The sequence below is a fragment of the Bradyrhizobium sp. AZCC 2289 genome (assembly GCF_036924615.1).
Lineage (GTDB): Bacteria > Pseudomonadota > Alphaproteobacteria > Rhizobiales > Xanthobacteraceae > Bradyrhizobium.
Genome location: NZ_JAZHRY010000001.1, coordinates 6,404,026 through 6,423,571, shown reverse-complemented (window position 1 = coordinate 6,423,571; position 19,546 = coordinate 6,404,026). Strand labels below are relative to the sequence as shown.

Annotated in this window: 19 protein-coding genes; 4 read left to right on the top strand and 15 right to left on the bottom strand. The window is 63.1% G+C overall.

The annotated features are described in order from the left end of the window. The 4 genes from V1289_RS30485 to V1289_RS30470 all read right to left on the bottom strand — a co-directional run bounded on the left by V1289_RS30485 (position 1) and on the right by V1289_RS30470 (position 4,752). Positions 1 to 729, bottom strand: coding sequence for an ABC transporter ATP-binding protein (locus tag V1289_RS30485; protein ID WP_334401443.1), 729 nt, complete (start codon positions 727 to 729; stop codon positions 1 to 3). Then, entirely contained in the window at positions 729 to 1,823 is a 1,095-nt protein-coding gene (gene urtC / locus V1289_RS30480; protein WP_334401441.1) for an urea ABC transporter permease subunit UrtC, read from the bottom strand. Before urtC ends, V1289_RS30485 begins: the two co-directional genes overlap by 1 nt. Next, positions 1,820 to 3,436, bottom strand: coding sequence for an urea ABC transporter permease subunit UrtB (gene urtB / locus V1289_RS30475; RefSeq protein ID WP_334401439.1), 1,617 nt, complete (start codon positions 3,434 to 3,436; stop codon positions 1,820 to 1,822). Before urtB ends, urtC begins: the two co-directional genes overlap by 4 nt. 62 nt (positions 3,437 to 3,498) lie before the next feature. After that, positions 3,499 to 4,752: an urea ABC transporter substrate-binding protein gene (locus V1289_RS30470; RefSeq protein WP_334401437.1), complete on the bottom strand. Its 1,254-nt coding sequence runs from the start codon at positions 4,750 to 4,752 to the stop codon at positions 3,499 to 3,501. Positions 4,753 to 5,033: 281 nt separating this feature from the next. Between V1289_RS30470 and V1289_RS49895 the strand changes: the two genes are divergently transcribed. Together V1289_RS49895 and V1289_RS30460 are read left to right on the top strand one after the other, a co-directional pair. Then, on the top strand, positions 5,034 to 5,447 hold the full coding sequence (locus V1289_RS49895) for a transposase (protein ID WP_442896091.1): 414 nt from the start codon (positions 5,034 to 5,036) through the stop codon (positions 5,445 to 5,447). After that, a complete protein-coding gene (locus V1289_RS30460; protein WP_334401435.1) occupies positions 5,333 to 5,683 on the top strand; it encodes a DNA methyltransferase in 351 nt (116 codons plus the stop codon). The genes V1289_RS49895 and V1289_RS30460 overlap by 115 nt, the downstream gene beginning before the upstream one ends. 143 nt (positions 5,684 to 5,826) lie before the next feature. Here V1289_RS30460 and V1289_RS49890 read toward each other — a convergent pair whose 3' ends face one another. The 10 genes from V1289_RS49890 to V1289_RS30415 all read right to left on the bottom strand — a co-directional run bounded on the left by V1289_RS49890 (position 5,827) and on the right by V1289_RS30415 (position 15,381). Continuing rightward, a complete protein-coding gene (locus V1289_RS49890) occupies positions 5,827 to 6,042 on the bottom strand; it encodes an integrase core domain-containing protein (RefSeq protein WP_442896205.1) in 216 nt (71 codons plus the stop codon). Between the two features lie 470 nt (positions 6,043 to 6,512). Continuing rightward, complete coding sequence (locus tag V1289_RS30455; protein ID WP_334401433.1) at positions 6,513 to 7,919, bottom strand: amidase; 1,407 nt, start codon at positions 7,917 to 7,919, stop codon at positions 6,513 to 6,515. A 2-nt stretch (positions 7,920 to 7,921) separates the two neighbouring features. Further along, positions 7,922 to 8,134 carry a hypothetical protein gene (locus V1289_RS30450; protein ID WP_334401431.1) on the bottom strand — a complete coding sequence of 71 codons (213 nt, stop codon included), beginning with the start codon at positions 8,132 to 8,134 and terminating at the stop codon, positions 7,922 to 7,924. A gap of 38 nt (positions 8,135 to 8,172) precedes the next feature. Beyond that, the gene (locus V1289_RS30445; RefSeq protein WP_334401429.1) at positions 8,173 to 9,606 is read right to left on the bottom strand and encodes an amidase; all 1,434 of its coding nucleotides are present in this window, start codon (positions 9,604 to 9,606) and stop codon (positions 8,173 to 8,175) included. Continuing rightward, on the bottom strand, positions 9,603 to 9,821 hold the full coding sequence (locus V1289_RS30440) for a hypothetical protein (protein WP_045006966.1): 219 nt from the start codon (positions 9,819 to 9,821) through the stop codon (positions 9,603 to 9,605). Before V1289_RS30440 ends, V1289_RS30445 begins: the two co-directional genes overlap by 4 nt. 13 nt (positions 9,822 to 9,834) lie before the next feature. After that, positions 9,835 to 10,848 (bottom strand): ABC transporter ATP-binding protein, encoded by a 1,014-nt coding sequence (locus V1289_RS30435; protein WP_334401420.1) that lies wholly within the window; start codon positions 10,846 to 10,848, stop codon positions 9,835 to 9,837. After that, positions 10,848 to 11,900, bottom strand: coding sequence for an ABC transporter ATP-binding protein (locus V1289_RS30430; RefSeq protein WP_334401419.1), 1,053 nt, complete (start codon positions 11,898 to 11,900; stop codon positions 10,848 to 10,850). The genes V1289_RS30435 and V1289_RS30430 overlap by 1 nt, the downstream gene beginning before the upstream one ends. Then, complete coding sequence (locus V1289_RS30425) at positions 11,897 to 12,808, bottom strand: ABC transporter permease (RefSeq protein ID WP_334401418.1); 912 nt, start codon at positions 12,806 to 12,808, stop codon at positions 11,897 to 11,899. Before V1289_RS30425 ends, V1289_RS30430 begins: the two co-directional genes overlap by 4 nt. After that, entirely contained in the window at positions 12,809 to 13,765 is a 957-nt protein-coding gene (locus V1289_RS30420; RefSeq protein WP_334401417.1) for an ABC transporter permease, read from the bottom strand. 11 nt (positions 13,766 to 13,776) lie between these two features. Continuing rightward, positions 13,777 to 15,381, bottom strand: coding sequence for an ABC transporter substrate-binding protein (locus V1289_RS30415; protein ID WP_334401414.1), 1,605 nt, complete (start codon positions 15,379 to 15,381; stop codon positions 13,777 to 13,779). Between the two features lie 1,046 nt (positions 15,382 to 16,427). Here V1289_RS30415 and V1289_RS30410 point away from each other — a divergent pair. Together V1289_RS30410 and V1289_RS30405 are read left to right on the top strand one after the other, a co-directional pair. Beyond that, positions 16,428 to 16,871: an integrase core domain-containing protein gene (locus V1289_RS30410; RefSeq protein ID WP_334401412.1), complete on the top strand. Its 444-nt coding sequence runs from the start codon at positions 16,428 to 16,430 to the stop codon at positions 16,869 to 16,871. Between the two features lie 485 nt (positions 16,872 to 17,356). Next, positions 17,357 to 18,367 carry an alpha/beta fold hydrolase gene (locus V1289_RS30405; protein ID WP_334401410.1) on the top strand — a complete coding sequence of 337 codons (1,011 nt, stop codon included), beginning with the start codon at positions 17,357 to 17,359 and terminating at the stop codon, positions 18,365 to 18,367. On the opposite strand, the gene V1289_RS30400 is transcribed toward V1289_RS30405, so the two are convergent. After that, the gene (locus V1289_RS30400; RefSeq protein WP_334401408.1) at positions 18,364 to 19,515 is read right to left on the bottom strand and encodes an aromatic ring-hydroxylating oxygenase subunit alpha; all 1,152 of its coding nucleotides are present in this window, start codon (positions 19,513 to 19,515) and stop codon (positions 18,364 to 18,366) included. The genes V1289_RS30405 and V1289_RS30400 overlap by 4 nt on opposite strands. Positions 19,516 to 19,546 lie beyond the last annotated feature (31 nt).

The window sequence follows — 19,546 nt, the reverse complement described above, 5'->3', positions numbered from 1 at the left end:
CTATCGTCCCAAATAAACGTCTATGACGCGCTCGTCCGCCCGCGCATGGGTCATCGAGCCTTCGAACAAGGTCCTGCCCTCGTGCAAGACGGTGACCCGATCGGCAATGCGTTCGACAAAGTCCATGTCATGCTCGACGACGACGATGGCGCGATCGGGGCGTTTCAGGCTGTGCACCAGCGAAACCGTGCGCTCGGTCTCTTCGTCGGTGAGACCGGCCACCGGCTCGTCCAGCATCAGGACTTTCGGGTTTGACGCCAGCACCATGCCGATCTCAAGCCATTGCTTTTGCCCATGCGCGAGCTCGGAGGCCGAGCGGTTGGCCAAGGCTGACAATCCGACCGCTTCAAGCACCTCGCTGACGCGGTCGCGAAGCGCCGGTTTTGAAAGCGATCGGTGCAGGCCGCCCTGGGCTCCGATCGCGATGTGTTGATGCACGTTGAGTCCTTCGAAAATGCTCGGCTTCTGAAATTTTCGTCGAACGCCGGCCCGGGCAATCGCGGATTCACTGGCGCGCACGATGTCGGTCGCGTCGTCAAAAATCACCTGGCCCTGTTTCGGCCGCGTGATGCCCGAGATCACGTCAAGCAGTGTAGTCTTGCCGGCCCCGTTGGGACCGATCACGGCGCGGACCTCGCCGAAATCGATCGCGAGCGACAGCACGTCGATCGCCCTGAAGCTGCCGAACTCGACGGTCACCGCATCGACCAACAGCGCCACGCCACCCATCAGCGCAACTCCGGTGTTTCGGGAGAGAGGCGCTTCGAGACCATGGGCCGCGCAAATTTGAATTTGGCGAGATCGACCAGCCCGTTTGGAAATACCAGCGCCACCAGCACGATCATGCCCGACAGGATAAAGGGCCACAGCTCCGGCGCGGCCACTGAAAGCCAGAACTTGACCGCATTGACCAGAACCGCGCCGATCACCGCGCCGATCAGGTGGCCTCGTCCGCCGATCGCTACCCAGACCGCAATTTCAAGCGACAAATCGGGTGCGAGCAGCCGGGGATTGATGATGCCGACCTGCGGCACGTAGAGCATCCCGGCCAGAGCCGCGATCAGCGCCGACAGACACCAGACAACGAGTTTCAATAGCAGCGTGTCGTAACCCAGCGTGCGCAGCCGGACTTCGTCGTCCCGCGTCGCGATCATTAAGATGCCGAAGCGGCTCTCCAGCAGCAAACGGCAGCCCAGCAGCGTCAGGCCAAGCACCAGCACCGAACAAGCCGCCATGGCGATCACGACGCCGTTGCCTCCGATCGGCCAGCCGAACACGACCGTGAAACCGGTCATGCCATTGTTGCCGCCAAAGCCGGTATCGTTCCGGAACATCAGCAACATGGCCACGTAGACCAATGCCTGGGTGATGATGGCGAAATAAACGCCGCCAACCCGCGAGCGAAACGAAACGTAGCCGAACACGCCGGCGATCGACAGCGTCACGGCAGCCGCGACCAGGATGGCATAGGAGGAGTAGCCCAGGCCGGCCCAATAGAACGGAAATTCCTTCAACCCCATGAACTGCATGAAGTCCGGCACCTTGCCGGTGACCTCGTAGGAATGCTTGAGCAGATGCATCGCCACCACGTAGCCGCCAATGCCGAAGAACAGCCCGTGGCCGAGCGATAGAATGCCGAGATATCCCCAGATCAGGTCGAGCGACAGCGCCAGCACCGCGAAGGTCGCGAGTTGCCCTATTGCGTTTGCGAGGTAGGGCGAAAGGCCGAACGGTATCGCGATCGAAATCGCGAGCAGAAGGGCCGTGGCCAGCACCACCGCCAGCAGGATCAGAAACGGACGATCCGACCCGAGCGACCTCATTTGCGGCGCCCCTTGATGGCGAACAGTCCTTCGGGCCGCCATTGCAGAAAGCCGATGATCATCAGCAGCACGATCACCTTGGCCGCGACCGCGCCCCACAGCGGCTCGATCAATACATTGACCTGCCCGATGCCAAGCGCCGCGACGACGGTGCCGACGATGGTGCCGACGCCCCCCAATACGACCACCATGAAGCTATCGATGATGAAGTTCTGGCCCATCTGCGGATTGACGCTGTAGATCGGCGCGAGCGCCAGGCCGGCCAGCCCCGCAAGGCCCGAGCCAAGTCCGAAGGCCAGCATATCGACGCGCCGCACCGGAATCCCGATGCAGCCCGCCATGGTCCGGTTTTGCGTGACCGCTCGAATGTTGAGACCTAGCGGCGTCATCCGCATCAACGCCCAGGTCAGCGCCAGCGTCACGATCGCGAATGCGATCGCGAACATGCGATTCCAGGTGAAGATGAAATCGCCGATTACCGGTACCCCGCCGGTGACGTAAAACGGAGTCACGAATTGCAGGTTCTGCGTTCCGAACGTCACCCGCACGAGATTGATGAGGAAAAGGCTCACCGCCCAGGTGGCCAGCAAACTCATCAGGGGACGGCGATAAAGGTGGCGTAACAGCACCGCTTCAAGACCGATGCCGATCGCAGCCGTCGCCAGAAACACGATCGGAATGGCGATGATCAGGTACCAGTCGAGCAATCCGGGCGCGAGGTGGCGCAGGCTCTCCTGCACCAGCCAGGTGACGTAAGCGCCGAGCATGATCAGCTCACCCTGCGCCAGGTTGATCAAGCCCATCAGACCGAAGATGACCGCCAGCCCGATCGCGGCCATGAACAGGATGCTCGCAAAACTCAACCCGTTGTACAGCGTCGCCAGCACGTCGCCGATCGCGATACCGCGGTCGATCGTCGCGGTGGCGGCGTCGACGGCGCGTTTGAAGGCCGGATTGGCAACATAGGCCGGGTCATTCACGAGCGCGCGCACCAGCGTCAGCGCCCGCCGGTCGGGAGTAGCCGCGATCCGCCCGAGCGCGGAGATGCGCTTGGCCGGATCCGGCGAATTCAGCGCGGCGGCCTGGGCCACCGCCGATATCTGTGTTTTCAGGCCTGGATCGGTTTCATCGCGAGCCGCCGCATCGAATAATTGTTCAGGCAGGCTGGATGCCTGGCGCTCCAGCGTGTGCAACGCGGCACTGCGACGGGCAATGTCCGGCGCGCTGCGCAAGGTGAGGGCCGCTTCGGCCATCTCGAACACGGCCCGGTTCTTCAGGCTGAGCAGGGGCGATCGGCTGGCTTCGCCCGCGTTGCGTTGAACGCGGGTTGCGGCGTCGAGGGATCCTTCCGCGGCAACGACCACGGCGCCGCTCGCGTCGCAACTGAGCTTTCGGTCGATCAGGGCGCGGGCGATGGACGCAGCCCAGGCCCGATCGTCAAGCGAGCCATGCGCCGAGATGTGGGTCAGGGCGCGCCCGGCGTCACCCATGGCCGCCGCGTCGCCGCAAACCTTGCTGATCAGGTCGGCCCGCTCTTCCGCCGCAGCCGCCGATAGCTGGGTGGGCAGCAACGCCGCGATGACGTAAACCGCGGCAACGCAAAGGCGACGCATCGTGCCTACCGATCATGGCCGGCCGGATCGGGCCGGCAGCCACTTGAGCCCGCGATCATAACTCAACCGTAGGGACTGAACGGAACGGGCTTGGCTGCATCCTTGGATTGCCACAGAATATCGAAGCCCTGTTTCTCGTTGACCGAGCCAATGAACACGCCGCGCGACACGTAATTGTTTTCGGCCGTCATCTCCAGCTTGTAACCCGATGGGCAATCGAAGCTGAGGCCCGCGAAGGCCTTGCGCACTTCGGGGACGTCGAACGAATTGGCCTTGGCGGCCGCCATCGCCCACAGATGGACCGCGTCATAAGCCGAAATCATGGGGTCGATGGCCACGTCGCCTTTGAAGGGCACGTTCTTGGCCTTTACATAATCGGCCCATTGCTTGAGGAAAGCGGTGTTGGCCGGCGCCTTGGCGTTCTGCAAATAGGCCCAGCAGTTGAGGTGCCCGACCAGCGGTTCGGTGTTGAGGCCCTCGAGGTCGGCTTCGACCATATCCAGGCCCAGCACCGGAACGTCCGTCGCCTTGATGCCCTGGTTGGCGAACTCACGCAGGAAGTCCGGGATCGACGAGCCCACCACGGTGAGGACCACGATCGGCTTGCCGCCCGGCTTGTCGGCGAAGGCGCGAATCTGGTTCACGAGGGTTTGAAAGTTCGAAAAGCCCAGGGGAACATATTCTTCCTGCCAGGCGGTTTCCGCGATGCCCTTGGATTTCCAGTACCCCTTGAGCTGCTTGTTGATGGTTCGCGGCCAGACGTAATCCGAGCCGAGCATGAAGAAGCGCTTGGCGCTGACGCCTTCTTCACTCATCAGATAGTCGACCGCCGGCAACACCGAACTGGCGGGCGGCGAGTTCACATAAACGACGTTCTTCGAGTTCTCGTCGCCCTCGAAGTGAAGCGGATAGAACAACAGGCCGTTGGCCTGTTCGACCACCGGCAACACGGTCTTGCGCGACACCGAGGTCCAGCAACCGAACAGCGCCGCGACTTTATCCTGTTCGAGCATTTGCTTGCCGACTTGCGCGTAGAGCGGCCAATCCGACGCGGGATCCGACACCGCGACCTCGATGGTGCGGCCATTGACGCCGCCCTTGGCATTGATCTCGTCGGCCGCCATGCGAACCACATAGTTCAGACGGCCCTCGATGTTGGCCATGGTGCCCGAGGAGGAGAACAGGCACCCGAGCTTGACCGTGCCGCCCGCGGCGTGGGCCGATCGGATAATCGCCGGCATGCCGATCGATGTTGTCAGCGCCGTTGCACCTAGTCCAGTTGCCTGAAGGAACGAGCGCCGTGAGAACCGAGCCATGAATCTTACTCCTTCTTGCAAATGCGGCTCGATTTCAGTTCATCGTCTGCGGGTAAGCAACATCAAATAGTATTCAGTGCTGCTCAAGCGGCTGGCAGCGCCGTGGTCTTTCAAGGCTTGATGTCAAATTTGTCATTTTGGGATGCGGCGACCGCATCACCTGACCGTGACACGACGTGCGCGCACCGCTCGAATTGCGGGGTCAGCGCGGCCGTATCCGCGAATTCGCGTACCCCGTCGCCTCTACCAACCTACGGGGATTTATGCGATAAAAGCGGCAGTTGAGTAATTACCCACGTATGGGGTCCGGGCCTATGCGACATTCTCAGCACACCGACCACGAGATTCTATTCCTGCTCTATGAAGCGGATGCAGGCATCTCGATTGCTGAAATTTGCAGCACGGCCGGTATATCGCTGCGAACTTTTTATCGCTGGCGCAAACGTTATGGCGGCCTGACCTCGCCCGCCCTTCGCCATTTGAAGGAACTGGAGATCGAAAACCAGCGCTTGCGGACGCTGCTGGACAAGATTTCGGAACGAAAGCATGTGTCGCACCCCGAAACGCCATTTGTGAAAGGGTGTCAGCCGCAACGTCAGGATTTCGGAGGCAGCCCGCGCTCGTCGGTGGATGCCACCCAGCCATCGCGCGGCGCGTCGCTAGGCCGCTTCGCATCCCTCCGCGGCACTCGCTGACATTGGAAGATGCGCTTATCGACCTAACGAACCGCGGCGAGATTGTTCTCGACCCCTTTCTGGGTTCCGGGTCAACCCTTATGGCCGCCGAGAATACCGGGCGGGTGTGCTGTGGCGTCGAGCTTGATCCACTCTACGTGGATGTCATCATCCGACGCTATGAAACGGCAACGGGCACAACCGCTATCCTCGCCGACTGGAGGGCCCTTCGCAACGGTTGCGGCCCGCAGGCGTAACGACGAACGCCAATAATCTTTCGGGAAAGCTGTGTGTGCCGAAAATTAGATTCTGCAATATTGATGGTGAAGGCCGCCAAAGACAGGTCGTGAGACGACGGCGCCGAGGCGCTCAATCGCGCGATGGAGAGGGGCGTCCTTGTTCAGAGATCGATGGGTCCTCGACACATTATATAATAGGCGGCATATCCGCGTAGGATCAGGCGCAGGTGCGCTTCGCCAAACACGATCATGTGGTCGAGACATTCGCGGCGGATCGAGCCGATGAGTCTCTCGACGTAAGCATTTTGCCAGGGCGATCGGGATCGGATGGTCCCGAATGCCCATTGCACGGATCCGCTGCAAGAAGACTGGACCATACGAGGTGTCGCGATCCCGAATGAGATATCGCGGCGCGTGGTCCCACGGGAACGCCTCGGTGACTTGGCGCGAGATCCACTCCGCGTTGGGTTTGCCGTCACGCCAAACGACACCCAAAGCCGTCGTCCGTGGCGCACAATGACAAGACAATACAGAATTTGGAATGCGATCGTCGGCAGGACAAAGAGGCCGATCGCCGAAGGCGATCGATCGAACCCGCCATGAAAGACATCAATATTCACCAACTGGTTAGTCGCCATTGGTGAATCAAAACGGCCAAGCGTTGAAAATATTGGATTTTTGGCCTTGACTGGCGGAGAGAGGGCGGACAATCTTCGTTGAAAGACAAAGCATTTTCGACCTTCCAGGGCCAAAACCCACCATTTGAGCCACGGCCGAAAAATGAGGTTTCGCCTACCGACAAAAGCCCGTTCCGCCAATGGCCCGTCATCGACAAACTGCCATTAGTCTAGCCTTGAGCGAGCGCCGGGCGCCGGGCGCTCAGCCCCGTTGCGGATTCAAAGGCGGCGCCGATGCGAAGCACCATGCTTTCATCGAAGGCGCGGCCGACGATCTGCATCGACAGCGGCAGGCCCGACGCCGAGAAGCCGGTCGGGATCGACATGGCCGGGTTGCCGGTGACGTTGAACGGCATGGTCTGGATCGGCCAGTTGGGCGGGTTGTTCGGATCGATATCGGCGAAGGCCGGCGCCGGTATCAGGGCGCTTGCCGTGATCAGTGCGTCATGGTTCTTCAGCTGCAGATTGACGGCGCGCGATAGCTCGCGACGCAACCGCATCGCCTGCTGGATATCGGCCCCGGTTACGAAAGCGCCGAGCGTCATCCGCAAATAGGTCAGCTGACCGAAATCGAGCGGCCGCCTCTGGTAGTCCTGCTCATGAATGGCGAACGCCTCGGTGTACATGATGATGCGGCCGCAGGCATTGAAGAGGTCGTAGTCCGGCAGCGTGATCTCCTCAACCACGGCGCCGAGCTTCGCAAGCCGCTCCGCGGCGTGGTCGATCGCCGCAACCACCTCGGCCGACACATCTTCCGTCTTGGCGAAGAAATGCCTGGGCAGGCCGATCCGCAGCCCGTCCACGCCCCGATCGAGCCCATCCAGATAGTTCGGTATGGGAATATCGACGCTGGCCGGATCGAGCGCGTCATAACCGGCGATAGTCTGCAGCGCAATCGCGCTATCCTCGACCGTCCACGACAACGGGCCGCAATGATCGAGCGTGGTGGAGAGCGGAAACACGCCGCGTCGGGAGACCAGGCCGTAGGTCGGCTTCAACCCGACCGTGCCGCAATAGGCGGCGGGGCCACGGATCGAGCCGCCGGTGTCCGAACCCATCGCCATGCGCACCAGCCCGGCGGCGACCGCAGCCCCCGAGCCGGAGGACGAGCCGCCCGGAATGTGCTCACGATTCCAGGGATTGCGCGCCGGCGGAAACGGCAGATCGAAGCTCGGACCGCCGAGCGCGAATTCATGGGTGGCAAGCTTGCCGAGCAGCACCGCGCCTTGCGCCTTGAACTTGCTCTCGACCACGGAATCGGCGGCCGGCACATGATCCAGCCGCAGCTTGGAATGGCAGGTCGAGCGGATGCCGGCGGTGTCGTAGATGTCTTTCAGCGCGTAAGGCACGCCCTGCATCGGCCCGTTGTCGATCCCCTTGGCGAAGGCGACGTCCGCGGCCACAGCATCGGCGCGGGCGCGATCGGCTGTCACGGTGATGAAGCTGTCGAGCGCGGGATCGATCGCGGCAATGCGCGACAGCGCGTCCTCGGTGAGCGCCGTCGAGGTGATCGATCCGTCGCGCAGCTTGCGGCCGGCGTCGGCGATGCTGAGCTCGAACAATTTCGTATCGCTCATGATCAAAGCCCCCGCGTCACGCTGTGGATCGAGAATGTGCCGGCCGGCTCGTCTGCTGCGGTGCGCGGCTGGCGCATCGTGGCCAGCATGCGGCGCAGATCCTTGAAGCCCGCGAACAGCGCAGCTTTGCGGTCTTCGGAAATGGCGAGGCCAGCGCGTTTGGCGAGAACGTCGAATTCAAGGGCAAGCGCGGCCTCGTCGGGCGTTTCCGGCATGATGATCATCCTTTCTTGTCGTTATAGCGTTTGATTGTTCAGACTGCTGCGATCGCCGGCCGGCGCGCATGCCAGTCGGTGTCGCGTTGATAGGCGTCGGCCGCCTGCAGCACCGCGGCTTCCGCGAACGGACGCCCGCTGATCTGCAGCCCGATCGGCAGGCCGTTCGGATCGAAGCCGCAGGGAATGCTCATCGACGGCAGGCCGAGATAGTTGAACGGCCGGGTGTTGGTGGAGATGCCGAGCGCCGCCTGCTCCGTTCCCGGCGGGCCGTCGTCGATATCGGTGGCCGCGAGCGTCGGCAGGCAGGTGCGGATGGTGGGCGTGACCAGGAGATCGACCTGGCTGAACACCTCCTTGGCGAACGCCTTCAGGATCGGGCCGCGCCGGCTTAGGGCCTCGACGTAATAGGTGGCGGGGATCGCATAGCCCGGAAACATCCGCGCATTGATATGGGTGGCGAAGTCCTGCGGCCGTTGGCGCATCCACTCGGCGTGGATCGTGGCGCCCTCCACGCGCGACACCACTGCGGCATAGGTCGCGACCGCATCCATCAGCGGCAATGTCAGAGGCACGATCGTTGCGCCGCGCCCGGCCAGCACGGAAGCTGCCGCCTCGATCGCTGCCCGCACCGGCGCGTCCACCTCGTCGAGGAAGTAGGTCGAGGACATACCGATACGGATACCGCGAAGGTCGCCGGTCAGCCCCGCCTCGTAATCAGGCACCGGCATCTCGGCGCTGGTCGGGTCGCGCGGATCGTGCCCGGCGATGACGGTCATGATCCGGGCGCAATCGCGCGCGGTGCGGGCGAGCGGGCCGACATTGTCGGCCGAGAAGGAGAGCGGCATCACGCCGCAGCGGCTGACGCGCGTCTGCGTCGGCTTGATTCCGCTTACCCCGTTCGCCGCGGCGGGAAGACGGATCGACCCGCCGGTGTCCGACCCCAGCGCCGCGAAGGTGAAACGGGACGCGACCGCCGCACCCGATCCGCTGGAGGAGCCGCCGGTGATATACGAAAGATTCCAGGGATTGCGGCAATCGCCGTGATGACGATTGTGGCCGGTGCCGTTCTGCGCGAACTCCGCCATGTTGAGGCCGGCGAACGCATAAGCGCCGGCAGCGCTGAGCCGCTCGATCACGGTCGCGCTGTAGTCCGGCACGAAATCGCGGCGAATGGCCGAGCCGCAACTGGAGAGACGGCCGGCCTGGTAGTACATGTCCTTGTGCGCCAGCGGCAGCCCGTGCAACGACCCGAGCGGTCCGCCCGCGGCACGCTTGGCATCGGCGGCACGGGCAGCAGTGAATGCAGCCTCTTTGTCCACCCAGATCGTCGCGTTGACCGCGTCCTCATGGGAGTCGAGATTGGCGAGGCACGCCTCCAGCAGCGATACCGCACTCACCTCGCCCTTGCGCACCGCATCCGCCGCTTGGACCAGCGACAGGTCGGCAACATCAAGCCTTGCCGCCATCATGCGCGCACCCCGATCGATGCCGCTTCAACCAGCGCCGCCTCGAAGCTCGCGGGCTCATCCTCGAAGCGCATGGTGCCACGCAGCGCCTCGAAGTCGCGGATCAGCTTCTCCAGATCGCCGAGCATCCGCAGGGCCACCTCGTTCGGCGGCTGCACGCCATGCCAGGTCGCGATCGACGCGACCATATCGTTCACGAACTTCGTTTTCTCACTCATGCACTGTTGTCCTTCATGCCGGCTCTCTTAGCAAACCTGGCAACACATCCGCGACGCGCAGGCAGCGAGCCATCCGGCCCGGCGCCGGGTAGACCGGGTCGGGGAAGGCCTGGCGGCATGCCTCGGTGGCGAGACCGCAGCGCGGCGCGAAGCTGCAACCGCCCGGCAGCCGCCGCAAATCAGGCGGGCTCCCCGGGATCGCGGCGATATCCTGGTCCGGCGCCTGGTCGTGCACGGTTGAGGCTAACAGACCCGCGGTGTAAGGATGCGCCGGCGCGCGCAAGACGTCCGCGACCGGCCCCTCCTCGATCACCCGCCCGGCATACATTACCGCCACGCGATCCGCGATCTCCGCCACCACACCCAAATCGTGGGTGACGAAGATGGTGCCCATCCCCAGTTCCTGCTGCAGGCGGCGCAGCAGGATCAGCACCTGGATCTGCACCGTCGCGTCCAGCGCCGTGGTCGGCTCGTCGGCCAGCAAGAGCCGCGGCCCGCAGGACAGCGCGATCGCGATCATCGCGCGCTGCCGCAGCCCTCCCGACAACTCATGCGGATAGGCATCGAGCCGGCGCGCGGCAGATGGGATCTTAACCAGATCCAGCAGTTCGAGCGCGCGGGCGCGGGCCTCAGCTCTGGTGCCGCCCTTGTGTCGGCGGATCATCTCCACCAGGTGCTGGCCGATGGTATAGACCGGGTCCAGCGCGGTCATCGGCTCCTGGAACACCATCGCGACCGCGCCGCCGCGAAAGGCCCGTAACGCCTTTCCCTCCAGCGCGAGAACATCCTGTCCGCCGAGCTCGACCCGGCCCGCCACCTGCGCTTGCTTCGGCAGTAGCCGCATCAGCGCGCGCAGCGTGACGGACTTGCCCGAGCCGGACTCGCCCAAAAGACACAGCACTTCACCTGCGCGCAGGCTGAACGTGGCTCCGTTGACGGCGGTCACCGTCGCCTCGCGGCTCACGAACTTCACGGTCAGATCCCGCACGTCCAGCAGCGGCGCAGCCGCCTCGATGTGGCCGTCCATCAGGCGGACCCCGCCAGGCTGTGACCGGAATCTGGCGTCGTCATATGACACGCCGCGACATGGGAGGAGCGGTCCTCCCAGTGTCCCAGTGTCGGCATCCGCGCTTCGCACACGGACTCCGCATGCGGGCATCGGGTGCGGAAACGGCAGCCCGAGGGCGGGTCGATCGGACTCGGCGGGTCGCCCACCAGAGGCGGCGCCTCGATCCGCCGTCCGGCGTCCATCGACAGGCGAGACCCCAGCAGCGCCCTTGTGTAGGGGTGGCGCGCTCGGGCAAATACCTCGGCCGCCGGGCCAAGCTCAACCACCTGTCCCAGATACATCACCAGCACGCGGTCGCTGATATAGCGCACCACGTTGAGGTCGTGGCTGATGAACAAATAGGTCAGGTTCAAAGTGCGCTTGAGCTGTCGCAGCAAATTGAGCACCTGGGCCTCGACCGACTTGTCCAGCGCGGAGACGGCTTCGTCGAGGATCACCATGCGCGGTCCGACCGCGAGCGCGCGGGCGATGTTGACGCGCTGCTTCTGGCCGCCGGACAGCTCGTGCGGGTAGCGCGGGCCGAACAGATCCGGCCGAAGACCCACCTTGACCAGGATCTCGTGGGCGATCCGGTGCGCCTCGGTCTTGCTGCGGCCGTTCACCATCGGGCCGAAGGCGATGGAATCCTGCACCGGCATACGCGGGTTGAGCGAGGAGTAGCTGTCCTGGAACACCATCTGCACCTGACGGCGCAAGTCCGCCACGTTGACGCCGCTACTTTCGCCCACGGCGTCGCCGTCGAACACCAGTTCGCCGGAGTCCGGCACCACCAGATGCAGCAAGAGCCGCGCCAGCGTTGACTTGCCGCAGCCGGACTCGCCGACCACGCCAAGGGTTTCACCCTTGAACAGCGTGAACGAGACGCCATCCACGGCGCGCACCACCGCGCCCTTGCCGGCACCCTTCACCCGGAAATGGCGCTGCAGCTCGCGCGCGATCAGCATCGGCTGCGCGGCGCCGCCGCGGTCGCGCGGATCCACATAGGGCTGCATCTCGACGGCGGCGCTCATCCGCGCACATCCATCGCGCCGCGCACGCCGTCGCTGACGAGATTGAAGCAGATCGAGGTGATGAAGATCGCGATGCCCGGCAGCGCGCAGCCCAGCGGGTTGACGTAGAGCGACTGGCGCAAGGTCGAGAGCATCAGGCCCCAGTCCGGCTCCGGCGGCTGCACGCCCAGGCCCAGGAAGGACAGGCCCGAAGCGAGCAGGATGCTGACGCTGACGAGGCTGGAGGCATAGATGAACACGGGTCCCAGCACGTTGCCCAGCACGTGGTGGCGGATGATTGTGAGCGTGCTGGCACCGCTGGCGCGGGCGGCCTCGATGTAGTCCAGGTTCTTCACCTGCGCGGTCGCCGTCTCCGCGACGCGGCACATCGCGGGCGTGAACACCAAGCTCAAGGAGATAATGCCGTTGATCATGCCGCCGCCCATCGCGCCGGAAATCGCGACCGCCAGCAGGATGGACGGAAAGGCGTAGAACACGTCCATGGTGCGCATGATGGCGGTATTGGCCACGCGCCCGGCGAAGCCGCCGATCACGCCCAGCATGCCGCCGACCACGGTTGCGATCAAAACCGGCGCCAGGCCCATCACCAGCGAGATACGGCCGCCATAGATCAGCCGGCTCATCATGTCGCGGCCCAACTCGTCGGTGCCCCAGGGATGGCCACGCCAGCCGAACGGCTTGAGACGACCGACGATACTCTGCTGGTACGGATCGAACGGCGCGATCAGCGGAGCCGCGATCGCCACGATCACGATCGCCAGCACCACGAGTCCGAAGGCGATCGTCATCCAGTCGTAGCGCAGACGGTGCAGCACCGACTGCCAATAGCCGCGCACCTGGATCGCGGGTGCCCCGTCGATCTCCGAAGCCGCCGGGATCGCGCCCCGGCGCCACCATCGCTCTCTCATTCATGCTCGGCGGATCCTCGGGTCCAGCACCGCTTGCAACAGGTCCACGATCAAATTGGTGGCGACGAAGATCAGCGAGAGCGCGAGGATCGTGCCCTGCAGCACGGGGATGTCGCGGTTGATGATCGCCTTGAACAGCAGGAAGCCGCTGCCGGGCCAGGTGAACACCGTCTCCACCAGAATGGAGCCGCCCATCAGATAGCCGAATTGCAGCCCCATCACCGCCAGCACCTGTGGCGAGGCGTTCTTGAGCACGTGCCGGATCACCGCGCCCTCGCCCAGGCCCATGGCGCGCAGCGTAGTGACGAAATCCTGGCTGCGGACCTCCGCCACGGCCGCGCGCGTGGTGCGTGCGATGATGCCGATCGGGATCATCGCCAGCGTGGTCACCGGCAGCACCAGGAATTGCGCGTCGCTCCAGTGCCATAGTGTGAAGGCAGCCGAGCCGGATTGCCCCATCCCGCTGGCGGGCAGCACCATCAATTCGACCGCGAAGATGATCACGAGTACCAGTCCCAGCCAGTAGTTCGGCAGGCTGACGCCGATCACCGCCGCGCCTGTCACGATGCGATCCGTGGCCCGCCCGGGGAAGCAGCCGGCCAGCGCTCCCATGCCATAGCCCGTGATGAACGAGAGCGGCGCCGCGAACAGCGCCAGCATCGCCGTGTTGCCGAGCGCGCCGAACACCTCCAGCGTGACCGCGCGCTGGCTGGCGATCGAGCGGCCGAAGTCTCCATGCAGAACGTGCCACAGCCAGATCGCGTATTGCACCGGGATCGGCCGGTCGAAGCCATAGGCGTGCTTGACGATCGCGATGGTCTCGGCCGTCGCGTCCGGCGGCAGCACCGTCTGCAACGGGTCGCCCGGCGCCAGATACACCAGGGAAAAGCATACGACGCTGACGCCGAGCGCGATCGGGATCGCGAATAGCACGCGGCGAATGACGTAGCCGAGCATGCCCGCTCCTATTAAGGATCGACCGTGATCGGCGTCAGGTCCTGGAACCAGTTCTGCGCCTGCACGAAGCCATGCACTTTCGGCGACAGCGCGCGCGGGTTGAGGTCGTGCACGACAAAGATCATCAACGCTTGTTCGGATTCGTATTCGTGCAGCCTGGTCAGCAGCGCCAGCTGCTTCTCAGGCTCGAACTCTTCGAAGATCTGCTTGACCAGCGCGTCCGCCTCCGGCGTGCCGAAATGGCCCCAATTGCTGCCGGCGGGCGACCAGTAGGCCGTGGCAACCGGTTTGATGATGGCGCTCACCGGATCCAGCAGGCCGCGCGAGGCGTTCATCCCGTCCACGTTCGGGTATTTCGGGACGCCGGAGCGAGCGACATCCAGCAGCGCGTTCCAATCCATGACGTTGAGCGTGACCTCGAACCCCGCATCTTCCAGTTGCTGCTTGACCAGCTCGTTCATCGGCAGCGACTGCATCTGCCCGGAGCCGGAAGTGGAGATGGCCAGCGTAACCTTGCAGGGCAGGCAGTTTGCTTCCTTCAACAGGGCGCGCGCCTTCTCCTTGTCGAATTTGTAGATCACCGGATGGCCGTAATACGGCAGGGTCGGCGGCACCTCGGCATATTCGGGCGTCGCCATGCCGCCGACAAGGTCCACCACGTCGTCGCGGTTGATGGCGTAATTCGCCGCCTGGCGGACGCGAAGGTCCGTGAAGGGACCGCGGGTGAAGTTCAAAACGTACGGCCAGTTGTGCGGATAGACGTTGGAGACGATCTGCATATTGGCGCGCTTCAGCACGGGAATCGCATCCGGCGCCGGCGCTTCGATAAAATTCACCTGATCGGAGAGCAGCGCCGCGGTGCGGGTCGCAGCCTCCGGCATCGGCAGCAGCACCAGGCGGTCCTGCTTCGGCACGCGCGCCTTGTCCCAGTAGTCGTTGTTCGGCACCAGCTCCATGCGTTCATGCGCGGTCATGCTGGCGAAGCGATAGGGGCCGGTGCCGGAGGGCTGATTGGCGTAGGCAGTCCAGTCGTAGTGCAACGCCTCCGCCCGGCAGCGGCTGATCATCAGCACGTAGGACATGTCATACGGAAACAGCGATTCGACGAATTTCGTGTTGATCGCAACGCTATGGTCGTCGATCTTCTCGATGCTCTCGAAGTTGGTCAGGTAGGCGCGGGACAGCGCGAATTGCTGCGTGAAAAACTGCGGTGCCTTTGGGTCGCTGACGCGCTGGAAGTTCCAGACGACGTCGTCGGCCGTGAAATCGCAGCCATCATGCCACTTCACGCCCTGTCGCAGGGTGAAGATCCAGCGCTTGTGGTTGGCCGGATCGATATGCCACTCGGTTGCGAGGCCAGGCTTGATGTCCGACGCCCTGTCGCTCTTGGACAAATCCCAGTTAATCAAGGCGTCGTACAGATTCCAGCCGACGAATCGAAAGCCTTCAAAACCTTGGTCTGGATTACCCGTCGTGACCGGCAAATCGCCCGCGGTCATCGCCACCTTCAAGACGCCGGCTGCCTGGGCCGACGGAGCGGGGGCGATCAGCCCTCCAGCAATGAGGCCGGCCATTGCGCCGCGCCACGAGAGCATCTTGAGGGCAGAACACGTCATCGTGCCTCCGTTGTCGCACCTCGCGCCGCGAGGAAGGATATCGCGCTGTGACGCAGCATAGTCGGAGGTAGATTTTGTTAGCAAGCCGCACTAATTTGCTTTTCTTGATCAATGTTTGTGCACTTGTCAGGCATTGCGCGATTTGACAGCCCGCCAAAGGCGGGCTGTCTCTTTCCGATATCGGGAACGCATGATTGCGGTAGAGTCGAGATGTGGCGCGGCCGCTTCGCTGCAAGAACCCAATGACATGCCCCTCCCGGCCCAGCCCTCTCCCTAGCCACTCCCGAAACATCCCACCGAACCCAGCCTTCTATATGGGCTCGGACACCACGCAGAAGTTTTGGAATGGCTCGCATACGGGTGCTCACCGCACTCAAGATCAAACAGAATCTCAAACCGGGAATGTATGCCGATGGGCTTGGACTGTAGAACGCCCCGACCTGGACACGATCCGCGAACAGCGCAATCGGCACCAGGGGGTTCGCCGCCGTGCGCAGATGCAGGAACAGCCAGGCGACCGCTACCTGTGTGTACCGAAAACCTTATCCGAGTTGATGCCGTGACGGAATCGCCTAGGCTGGCGGAATGATCGGGCTGCTCTGTTTCGTTCTGGCCGTCCTGGCCTCGCCATTCAAGTCGAAGTTGCGGCTTGAAGCTGAGAACGCGGTGCTTCGACATCAGTTGATTGTCTTGAGGCGCAGGCTCCATGGTCGCGTCCGGCTTACGAACCATGATCGCTGGTTCCTTATCGAGCTGTATCGCTGGTTTCCATCAATCCTGCAGGCTCTCACAATCATCCGGCCCGAGACGCTCGTGCGTTGGCACAGGGCCGGCTTTCGCTGCTACTGGCGTTGGAAGTCGCGCCCATTGGGAGGGCGACCGCAGATCCACACGGAGCTGCGCGCATTGATCCGGCGGATGAGCGTCGAAAATCCGCTTTGGGGCGCGCCGCGCATCCACGGCGAACTGCTCAACCTCGGGTTTGAAGTCGCGCAGTCGAGCGTCGCCAAGTACATGGTCAAACGACGGGCGCCGCCCAGCCAGGGATGGCGGACGTCTTGCGCAACCACGCGCCGGACATTGCCGCCATGGACCTGTTCGTTGTTCCAACTCTCGGCTTCGACCTGCTCTATGCCTTCGTCATCGTCCGGCTCGACCGCAGAGACCTCGTCTGGATCAACGTCACAGCACATCCGACGGCGGAATGGGTTGCACGTCAGATAACCGAGGCATTTCCCTGGGATGAGGCTCCGCGCCACCTGATCCGCGATCGCGACCGGATCTATGGCAGCGTCGTCACGCGCCGAGTGCGCGCCATGGGCATCCGGGACAAGCCTACCGCACCAGCTTCGCCCTGGCAGAACGGCTTTGTCGAACGGCTGATCGGATCGATCCGGCGTGAATGTGTGGACCACATCATTGTCTTGGGCGAGATTCATTTGCGTCGGGTCCTCAAATCCTACGCCGATTATTACAATCCTGTTTCATAACACCCATCTGTCTATGTGATTGGAGAGAAGAGGTTTTGCTGATCTGGATGCGATCCCGTGGGGTGATTTGCGTTCTGCCTCGCGCGATGAACGACGCGCTGAGCCGCCGGTTCGCCGAGCGTTGATCGGCTGAATATCCACGGACCATCCGGCAGAGGATGCCGCCCTTCGATCTCGCCGGTTTCGGCGGCGAGCCTAAGCGTCTTCGGAGCGAGCCTTTGTCAACGCATGCACGATTGCGCTTGATTTTGCTGCTCCGCAGCGGAGAATCACGCGGCGATCTCCATACGACGCTTTTTCGGTGTGCCCGCCGTACAGGCAAATCAGCTTAAACTGTAAGCAAGTATGTTAATTAGAGTGACATCGACTTGAATTGGATGCACTCAATCGGAATAGCGGCCATGAGCTCGCCTCGCTGGTAAACCGCATGAAAACAAAGCCAATGGCATGCCTTTTGCTCGAGTTTGTCCAAACAGGAGAGACTTATGGGCGACCTCGAATTTTTCTCGGCAAAGAATTTCGCCCTGCAGAAGGGAGGGTCGCTGCCGGAGGCCCTGCTTGGCTTCAAGACCTGGGGCACACTCTCCCCCGCCCGCGACAACGTCATCGTCTCGCCGACCTGGTTCAGCGGTGACCATAACGGCGCCGAAGCAGCCCTGATCGGCCGCGATCGGGCCTTGAACCCGGACAAATACTTCATCGTGGTACCGAACCTGCTCGGGGGTGGCGTGTCGTCCTCGCCCAGCAACACGCCTGCCCCATTCGAGCGCACCCGGTTTCCGCACACGACGCTCTACGACAACGTGCTATTGCAGCGGCTGATGCTGAAGGAACGCTTCGGTATCGACCGCATCAAGGCCGTCGTCGGCTGGTCCCTGGGCGCAGGCCAGACCTTCCAGTGGGGCGCGCAATATCCCGATATGGTCGAGGCCATCGTGCCGCTCTGCGGCTCGTCAAAAACCGCCCATTTCAACAAGGCGTTCCTGATTTCTCTAAAGCGGGCGCTGGAACTCGATCCCGTGTTTGCGAAGGGTTTCTACACGGCGCCGCCGCTGGACGGGTTGAAGGCCTTCGCCGCAATCTATGCCGGCTGGGGCTTCTCCGAACCGTTCTTCCGCATGGAGGAATTCCGCAAGATGAACGCCAAAACCAGCGAGGAGTTCGTCGAATTCTATTGGGAGCCGGCCTTCATCCACCACGACGCCAATAATCTTTTGGCCATGCTGTGGACCTGGCTCAACGCCGACATCAGCGACAGCCCGGCCTACGGCGGGGATTTCGACAAGGCGCTTGGCGAAATCAAGGCGCGCACAATCATTCTCCCCGGCCAATACGACAGCTATTTCCCGCCGGTCGACAGCGTCTATGAGGCCAGCAAGATACCGGGCGCTGAGTGCCGTCCCATTCCGTCGACCTGGGGACACATGACCTTGTGGAATCCAGACGACCGGCCGTTTATCGACGCGGCGATCAACGATGCGCTGGGCACGGCCTAAAGGTTCCGCGCCGCCTCCGGCATGCGATCCATGACCCACTGATCGAAGGTATGGACGAGATCGTCGCGCCAGGACAGCGGGCCCGGCTGAAACAGCCGTGAATGCAGCGCCTTTTGCAGCTTTTCTAGCACGCCAACATCTTCGAGGGCGACGCTTTCCCACCGCTTGTAGTACGGCGCGGCGTCAGCCTCGAAGGTCGGCTGTTCAACCGTCTTGCGCGGGAAGCAACCGCCAATCGACAGCACAGTCCGGTCGGCCGCAACCGGGCGCACGGTCAGCCACCACATGCAGTCCTGCGCGCAGCAGAACTGCGTCGTCGGATGCAGGAACATGAAGAACGTGCCTTGTTTGGCCTGGTCCGACAGACCCTCGATCGGCTGGAACGGCGGCTCGTCGCCGTTCATGACTGCGATGCTGCTCTTGGACAGCACCTGCATGCCCATCCACTCGCCCACGCCTGAGAAACTCACCGACTTCTGCGCGCCGACGGTCTCCGCGTGCACGGTGCCGGTGTGATAGGATTCCATCGCGTTTTCAACGAGAAGCTTCCAATTGCACTTCGCCTCGATCTCCTTGCGCCAAGTGACGACCATGTCATCCATGTTATGCGAAGCGAGCAGATCGGCGAGATCGCCGATCTCTTCCTTCACCGACGGCGCGTCGTTGCTGTAGTTGATGAAAACGAAGCCCGCCCAAGTCTCCAGCCGGATCGGCAGCAGTCCATATTCGGCTTTGTCGAAGCCCTCGGTCTCGTCCATCGACGGCGCCGCCAGCACGGCACCATTCAGGCGGTAGCTCCAGGCGTGATACGGGCAGAGGATCTTGCGCGCGGTGCCGCAGCCTTCCAGCAGCAGTGCGCCGCGGTGGCGACAGAAATTCGCGAAAGCGCGCAACGTGCCGGCATCGTCGCGTACGATCAGGACAGGGCCGCCCACCGTCTCGATCGAGCTGTACTGGCCAGGATTGGCCCACTCGTCGACACGCCCGACGATGACCCAGCCGCGCGCATGAATGTTTTCGACCTCAGCCTTGAAGAACGCTTCCGACGTGTAGCAATTGGCCGGAAGGCTGCGCGCCTCCGACAGTGCGGGGCCTTTCCAGATATAGCGCGAGGGCTGAAAAGCCGATGGTTTGGTCGGTGCTGTCATTACGCATCTCCAGGCTGGCACAAGACTTTCA

Coding starts and splice junctions, on each gene's coding strand:
- V1289_RS30485 (WP_334401443.1), bottom strand. CDS start 729: ATGGGTGGCGTGGCGCTGTTGGTCGATGCGGTGACCGTCGAGTTCGGC.
- urtC (WP_334401441.1), bottom strand. CDS start 1,823: ATGAGGTCGCTCGGGTCGGATCGTCCGTTTCTGATCCTGCTGGCGGTG.
- urtB (WP_334401439.1), bottom strand. CDS start 3,436: ATGCGTCGCCTTTGCGTTGCCGCGGTTTACGTCATCGCGGCGTTGCTG.
- V1289_RS30470 (WP_334401437.1), bottom strand. CDS start 4,752: ATGGCTCGGTTCTCACGGCGCTCGTTCCTTCAGGCAACTGGACTAGGT.
- V1289_RS49890 (WP_442896205.1), bottom strand. CDS start 6,042: ATGGTCCAGTCTTCTTGCAGCGGATCCGTGCAATGGGCATTCGGGACC.
- V1289_RS30455 (WP_334401433.1), bottom strand. CDS start 7,919: ATGAGCGATACGAAATTGTTCGAGCTCAGCATCGCCGACGCCGGCCGC.
- V1289_RS30450 (WP_334401431.1), bottom strand. CDS start 8,134: ATGCCGGAAACGCCCGACGAGGCCGCGCTTGCCCTTGAATTCGACGTT.
- V1289_RS30445 (WP_334401429.1), bottom strand. CDS start 9,606: ATGATGGCGGCAAGGCTTGATGTTGCCGACCTGTCGCTGGTCCAAGCG.
- V1289_RS30440 (WP_045006966.1), bottom strand. CDS start 9,821: ATGAGTGAGAAAACGAAGTTCGTGAACGATATGGTCGCGTCGATCGCG.
- V1289_RS30435 (WP_334401420.1), bottom strand. CDS start 10,848: ATGGACGGCCACATCGAGGCGGCTGCGCCGCTGCTGGACGTGCGGGAT.
- V1289_RS30430 (WP_334401419.1), bottom strand. CDS start 11,900: ATGAGCGCCGCCGTCGAGATGCAGCCCTATGTGGATCCGCGCGACCGC.
- V1289_RS30425 (WP_334401418.1), bottom strand. CDS start 12,808: ATGAGAGAGCGATGGTGGCGCCGGGGCGCGATCCCGGCGGCTTCGGAG.
- V1289_RS30420 (WP_334401417.1), bottom strand. CDS start 13,765: ATGCTCGGCTACGTCATTCGCCGCGTGCTATTCGCGATCCCGATCGCG.
- V1289_RS30415 (WP_334401414.1), bottom strand. CDS start 15,381: ATGACGTGTTCTGCCCTCAAGATGCTCTCGTGGCGCGGCGCAATGGCC.
- V1289_RS30410 (WP_334401412.1), top strand. CDS start 16,428: ATGGCGGACGTCTTGCGCAACCACGCGCCGGACATTGCCGCCATGGAC.
- V1289_RS30405 (WP_334401410.1), top strand. CDS start 17,357: ATGGGCGACCTCGAATTTTTCTCGGCAAAGAATTTCGCCCTGCAGAAG.
- V1289_RS30400 (WP_334401408.1), bottom strand. CDS start 19,515: ATGACAGCACCGACCAAACCATCGGCTTTTCAGCCCTCGCGCTATATC.